The 5,118-nt window shown below is 68.2% G+C and carries 5 protein-coding genes and 2 riboswitches; of the genes, 2 read left to right on the top strand and 3 right to left on the bottom strand.

The window, feature by feature from the left end; genetic code table 11:
* Nucleotides 1-178: 178 nt before the first annotated feature.
* Genes ACFU7D_RS28525 through ACFU7D_RS28515 form a run of 3 tightly spaced genes read right to left on the bottom strand, consistent with a single transcriptional unit; the run spans nt 179 to nt 3,037 of the window.
* Nucleotides 179-307 (bottom strand): hypothetical protein, encoded by a 129-nt coding sequence (locus ACFU7D_RS28525; protein ID WP_378730804.1) that lies wholly within the window; start codon nt 305-307, stop codon nt 179-181.
* 19 nt (nt 308-326) lie between these two features.
* A complete protein-coding gene (locus ACFU7D_RS28520) occupies nt 327-2,024 on the bottom strand; it encodes a ribonucleotide reductase N-terminal alpha domain-containing protein (protein ID WP_378873617.1) in 1,698 nt (565 codons plus the stop codon).
* A 14-nt stretch (nt 2,025-2,038) separates the two neighbouring features.
* Nucleotides 2,039-3,037: a ribonucleotide-diphosphate reductase subunit beta gene (locus ACFU7D_RS28515; protein WP_378873615.1), complete on the bottom strand. Its 999-nt coding sequence runs from the start codon at nt 3,035-3,037 to the stop codon at nt 2,039-2,041.
* Nucleotides 3,038-3,161: 124 nt separating this feature from the next.
* Nucleotides 3,162-3,380: riboswitch (cobalamin riboswitch) on the bottom strand.
* Between the two features lie 89 nt (nt 3,381-3,469).
* A riboswitch (cobalamin riboswitch) is annotated at nt 3,470-3,653 on the top strand.
* A 140-nt stretch (nt 3,654-3,793) separates the two neighbouring features.
* Here ACFU7D_RS28515 and ACFU7D_RS28510 point away from each other — a divergent pair.
* Complete coding sequence (locus ACFU7D_RS28510) at nt 3,794-4,768, top strand: FecCD family ABC transporter permease (RefSeq protein WP_378873619.1); 975 nt, start codon at nt 3,794-3,796, stop codon at nt 4,766-4,768.
* The coding region (locus ACFU7D_RS28505) for an ATP-binding cassette domain-containing protein (RefSeq protein ID WP_378873613.1) at nt 4,765-5,118 on the top strand (354 nt) is incomplete at its 3' end. The genes ACFU7D_RS28510 and ACFU7D_RS28505, both read left to right, overlap by 4 nt.

The raw sequence follows: 5,118 nt of genomic DNA, 5'->3' as shown, positions 1-5,118 counted from the left end.
ACATCGGCGCGCTCGCAGGGGCCGAGGCAGTCGGCGACGCGTACCGTCGCCGACTCCCCGGCCGCCGCGTTCAGCGTCGTGAGCACGGCCGCGTGGTCCACCCCGGGCGACTTTCGCTCGGACCCGCAGCAGCAACCGCGGCATACGGTCAGCGTCGGCCGCCCGAGGGCCGAGTCGCTCATCCTTCGCAGGCCTCGCAGTCCGGGCCGTTCTCGATCGCACAGACCGCGGCGTCGCTCCAGTCGTCCCAGGTCAGGTCGTCGATGGCGTCGGTGGCCTCAGTGGTCGGGTTCTCGTTCATGCTCATGCCTCTCCGTCGAACTGGGTCAGTTGGTGCGGGTCTGCTTGCTGGCCTGGATCCCGGCCCGCGAGCGCAGGTAGTACAGGCTCTTGATGTTCGGGTCGAGCAGCGCGAGCTTGTGGATCTTGCTGATGTATTGAGGCGTCGCGTCGGCCTGGAAGAACAGGTTCAGCGACTGCGACTGATCGATGTAGGCCTGGCGGTCCGAGGCCCGGGCGAGCAGGATCTCCTGGTCGATCTCGTAGCCGGTCTTGAAGACGTCCTTCTCGTGCTCGTCGAGCCAGGTGACGTGCTGCACGGAACCGCCGTTGTCGATGATGTCGGAGATGTGCTCCTGGTCGTAGACGCCGCGCTCCTTCATCACCTCGACGAGGTTCTGGTTGGCTCGCGGCATCTCACCGGCCGAGGTGGTCTGGTTCCAGACGTTGGCGACGTACGGCTCGATGCCCTGGCTGGTGCCGCCGACGATCACCGCGGTGCTCATCGTCGGCGCGATCGCCATCAGGTGGGAGTTGCGCCGCCCGACGCACCACTCCGGGATGCCCGCGGCCGAGCCCATCCACCTCGACGCGGCGTCCGCGCTCGACGAGATCCGCTCGAAGATGTCCTTGTTGAGCGCCGCCGCCTTGTCCGACTCGAACGGCACCCGCTGCTTCTGCAGGTAGTCGTGGTAGCCCATCACGCCGAGCCCCAGGCTGCGGGCCTTCTCGGTGTAGCGCACCGCCCGCTCCAGACCACGGATCGTGCGGGCCTTGCGCAGGAACGCCTCGGCGACCGCGTCCAGGAAGACGGTCGCGACGTACGCCGTGTCCTGGTCCTTCCACTCGTCATAGGTCGACAGGTTCAGCGAGGAGAGCACGCAGGTGTAGGAGTGGTCCTCGTCGGAGAAGAGGGTGATCTCCGAGCACAGGTTGGAGGCCTTGTTCTCCAGCCCGTTGGCCTTGTAGGACTCGGTCTGGGCCGCGTTGACGGTGTCGACCTTCCAGATGTAGCCCTTGCCGAGCACCACCCGGATCTTCAGCACCCGCTGGTAGCGCTCGAGCGCGTCCTTGTCGCCGGCCAGCATCCGGTCGATGAACGCCTGGCTGAAGATCCAGCCGATGTTCTTGTTGGCCGGCTCGCGGAAGATCAGGTCGGCGAGCTCGTAGAAGTCCGGGTGGTCCACCGGCAGGTAGCCCGCCCAGGAGCCGCGCCGGGTGGCGCCCTGGCTGATCTGGTTGGTCATCTCCACGAAGTTGCAGAAGACCGGGACCACGCCGTTGGCCTTGCCGTTGTCGGAGAACTTCGCGCCCCGGGGCCGGACGTCGCCGAGGTAGGCCGAGGTGCCGAACCCGTTCTGCGACAGGATCGCCGCCTCCTTGAGGGTCTCGTAGAAGCCCCAGACCGAGTCCTCCACGTAGGAGCCCTCGCACGAGACCGGCAGGCCGCGGTCGGTGCCCAGGTTGGAGAGCACCGGCGTCGACGGCGAGAGCCAGCCGTTCCAGATCGCCTCGAAGAACGGCTCCTGCCAGGAGACGCCGTCCTCGCGGGGGTACATCTCGTCGGCGAGGTCGCCGGCGGTGGCCGCGATGGTCTCGTAGCGCTCCCGGACGCTCTGGTCGGCCACGGTGTATTTGGCCTTGAACATCGCGTAGCCCGCGGTGGTCATGAAGGCGGGCACGGTGCCCGAAGCCTGCAGCGCCTTGCGCTCGGCGGAGAGTGCTTCCCAGCTGTTGTCACTCATCAGGCTGTTACTCATTAGAAGCTGAACTCCGTCTCGCCGATGTTGCGGTTGTATTCGTTGCCGGTGACCTGGAAGAAGTCGTGGAACTGGGTGCCGTTGATGCCGCTGTAGAACCACTCGGCGATCGGGTTGTCCTCGACCCCGAACAGCGGCTCCATCCGCATGTTCTCCAGCGTCATGTCGACCCGGGACTTCACGAAGGCCTCCAGGTCGGCCTGGTCGATGCCGGTGATGGGCCCGTGGGCGAAGAGCATCTCGACGATCCGGGCCTCGTGGGCGTAGAGGTGCTCGGCGACGCCGCGGACGCGCTCGAACAGGTCGGAGCGCTCGGCCTCGAACTTGTCGGCCGGGACGGTGGCGGCGTACTCGTCCAGGGTGGTGTTGAACAGCCAGGCGCCGCCGGTGGCGTGCAGGTTCTCGTCGCGGGCGGAGAAGTTGATGCCGCTGATCACGTTCTGCAGCAGGTTCTTCCCGCCGGACTGGAAGTGCTTGAGGAAGGCGAAGTTGGAGTAGAGGACGCAGTTCTCCATCAGCGTGAAGACGCTCAGCGCGTAGAGCAGGTCCTCGTCGGCGATCGCGTCCCACACGAAGGCGATCCGCTCGGCCAGCACCGGGTCGTTCTTGTAGGAGTCGTAGAACTCCTCGGTGTCGATCATCAGGGTCTTGTTGAGCTTGGCGTAGAACGGCGCGTGCATGTTCAGCTCGGCGAACGAGAAGGCGTTGGTCATCATCTGGACCTCAGGCCGCGGGAAGGAGTGGAAGAGCCGGTCGCCCCACACCTCGCCGCCGAGGATCAGCTCGTAGATGGTGAACAGTTTCAGCGTCGTCTTGACCGCGGCCTGCTCGGCGTCGGTCATGTTGACCAGGAAGTCCTGCTTGTCGTTCTCGACCGGGATCTCCTCGGCCGTCCAGAAGATGCTCCGCTGCTTCTTGGCCAGGTCCTCGGCCATCGGATAGTCGAAGACGTACGCCGACTTCTCCGTGCGGATCGGTAGACCCTCGGTGTCGATCAAGCCCCATGCCCCCTTGTTCAGGCGGGCCCCGCGGCCCGCTGGATGTCTCGTGCATCCGTGCCGGGGCAGGAGAGGACGGCGTCGTACGCTCGATCCCCTGACCTTCCCTCGAGGTCGCGGACCCCACCATGAGGTGGGCACTGGCAGGTCTTCGGACTCGTGGGCGTCATCGTGCTCGGTCCTAGTGGCCGTCGCTTCCCAGGAGCATGGCTTGCTCCCAGTGCTTCGTGACGGCGGTCGTTCCCACTCACCGCTGCGGGGCAGTCCCGGACTCACACCGGGTTCCCTCTTGCCTCTCCCGCCCCGTCGCCGAGGAAGGAGAACCAGCTGCGAGGACCACTATATGCGGGAATTACACCAATGCAACTTCCTAGATCTTGTGCTTCGCCGTGTCGTCGGAAACATCCCCGGCACCGGTTCGGCGACCCGTGCTAGCCTCGGCGCCGAGTCGAACGCATCCTGATGGATGCCAGGGAACTCCGGTGTGAATCCGGGACTGGCGCGCAGCGGTGAGGGCGACGGCGATGCTGAGAAGCCACTGGGGACGAGTCCCTGGGAAGGCGGCCTCGCCGGGTGAACCCGAGTCCGAAAACCTGTCGGCTCAGATGTACGTCACGGCCCTCGCGACCAGGGTCCAGAGGACCTGAGAGGCCGACCGCCGTGGAAGACCGTGCCCGTGCTCGCGCCCGTGCTCGTGCCGGGAGACGACGCGTCCCGTTCCTACCGCTGGTGGCCGGGTTGCTGCTCGCCTCGGCGATGAGCGTGGTGGCGTCCCTGGCGTTCGGCTCCGAGCACATCCCGCTGACCGAGGTCGTCGCCACGGTCACCGACCGGCTCGAGGGGGAGGCCACCGGGAGATGGGACGTGATCGTGTGGGAGCTGCGGCTGCCGCGCGCGCTGATGGCGCTCGTCGTGGGCGCCGGGCTGGCCGTCGCCGGCGCCGGCATGCAGACCCTGGTACGCAACCCGCTGGCCGACCCGTTCCTGCTCGGCATCAGCTCCGGTGCAGCCGTGGGGGCGACGGCGGCGATCACCACCGGCGCCCTGGTCGGCTTCGGGATCTACGCGGTCTCGACCGGTGCCCTGCTCGGAGCGATCGGGGCAGCGCTGCTGGTCTGGCTGGTGGCGACCGCGCAGGGCGGACTGACCCCGATCCGGCTGGTGCTCTCCGGGGTGGTGCTCTCCTCGGGGCTCTCCGCGATCGCCTCCTTCCTGGTCTTCGCCAGCGACGACCCGCGGGCCGCGAACTCGGTGATGTTCTGGATGCTCGGCAGCGTCGGCGGCGCCAGCTGGGAGAAGTTGTGGGTGCCTGCGATCGTCGGTCTCGTGCTTGCCGCCGGGATGCTGGCGCTGCACCGGTGGCTGGACGCGCTCGCCGCCGGGCCGGAGACCGCGGCAGCGCTCGGCGTCAACGTCGCGGCGCTGCGCGGCGCCCTGTTCGTCGGCCTCTCGGTGCTGGTCGGGGTGCTGGTCGCGGTGAGCGGCGGGATCGGGTTCGTCGGCCTGATCGTGCCGCACGCCGCCAGGCTGCTCGTCGGGGCCCGGCACCGGGTGGTGCTCCCGGTCGCGGCGCTGGGCGGCGGGCTCTTCCTGCTGTGGGTCGATGTGCTCGCGCGGATGGTGGCCCGACCGCAGGAGATCCCGCTGGGGGTGGTCACCGGCGTCGTCGGTGCACCGCTCTTCCTGCTGCTGATGGGCCGGAGCCGCTACCGGTTCGGTGGTGAGCGATGAGTGGGCGCGGCGGCGCGGGGCCGGTGCTGCGGCTGCGCGGGGTCGGGGCCCGTCTGGGCGAGCGTGAGGTGCTGCGCGATGTCGACCTCGACGTACCTGCGGGGACCAGCCTCGGGATCGTGGGCGTGAACGGGGTGGGGAAGTCGACGCTGCTGCGCATCCTGGCCGGCGTACTGCGGCCGAGCACGGGACAGGCCCACCTCACCGACGACTCCGGCCGGCTCCAGGAGATCTCCCGGATCGGCTCGCGCGAACGCGCCCGCCGGCTTGCGTACGTCCCCCAGGAGGAGGTCGCCTCGGCCGAGCTGCTCGTCGGCGAGATGGTGGCGCTGGGCCGGGTGCCGCGCACC

The sequence above is a fragment of the Nocardioides sp. NPDC057577 genome, assembly GCF_042801335.1.
Lineage (GTDB): Bacteria > Actinomycetota > Actinomycetes > Propionibacteriales > Nocardioidaceae > Nocardioides.
Note: the sequence above shows the minus strand (reverse complement) of the source record. Positions and strands in the feature narration are given on the sequence as shown.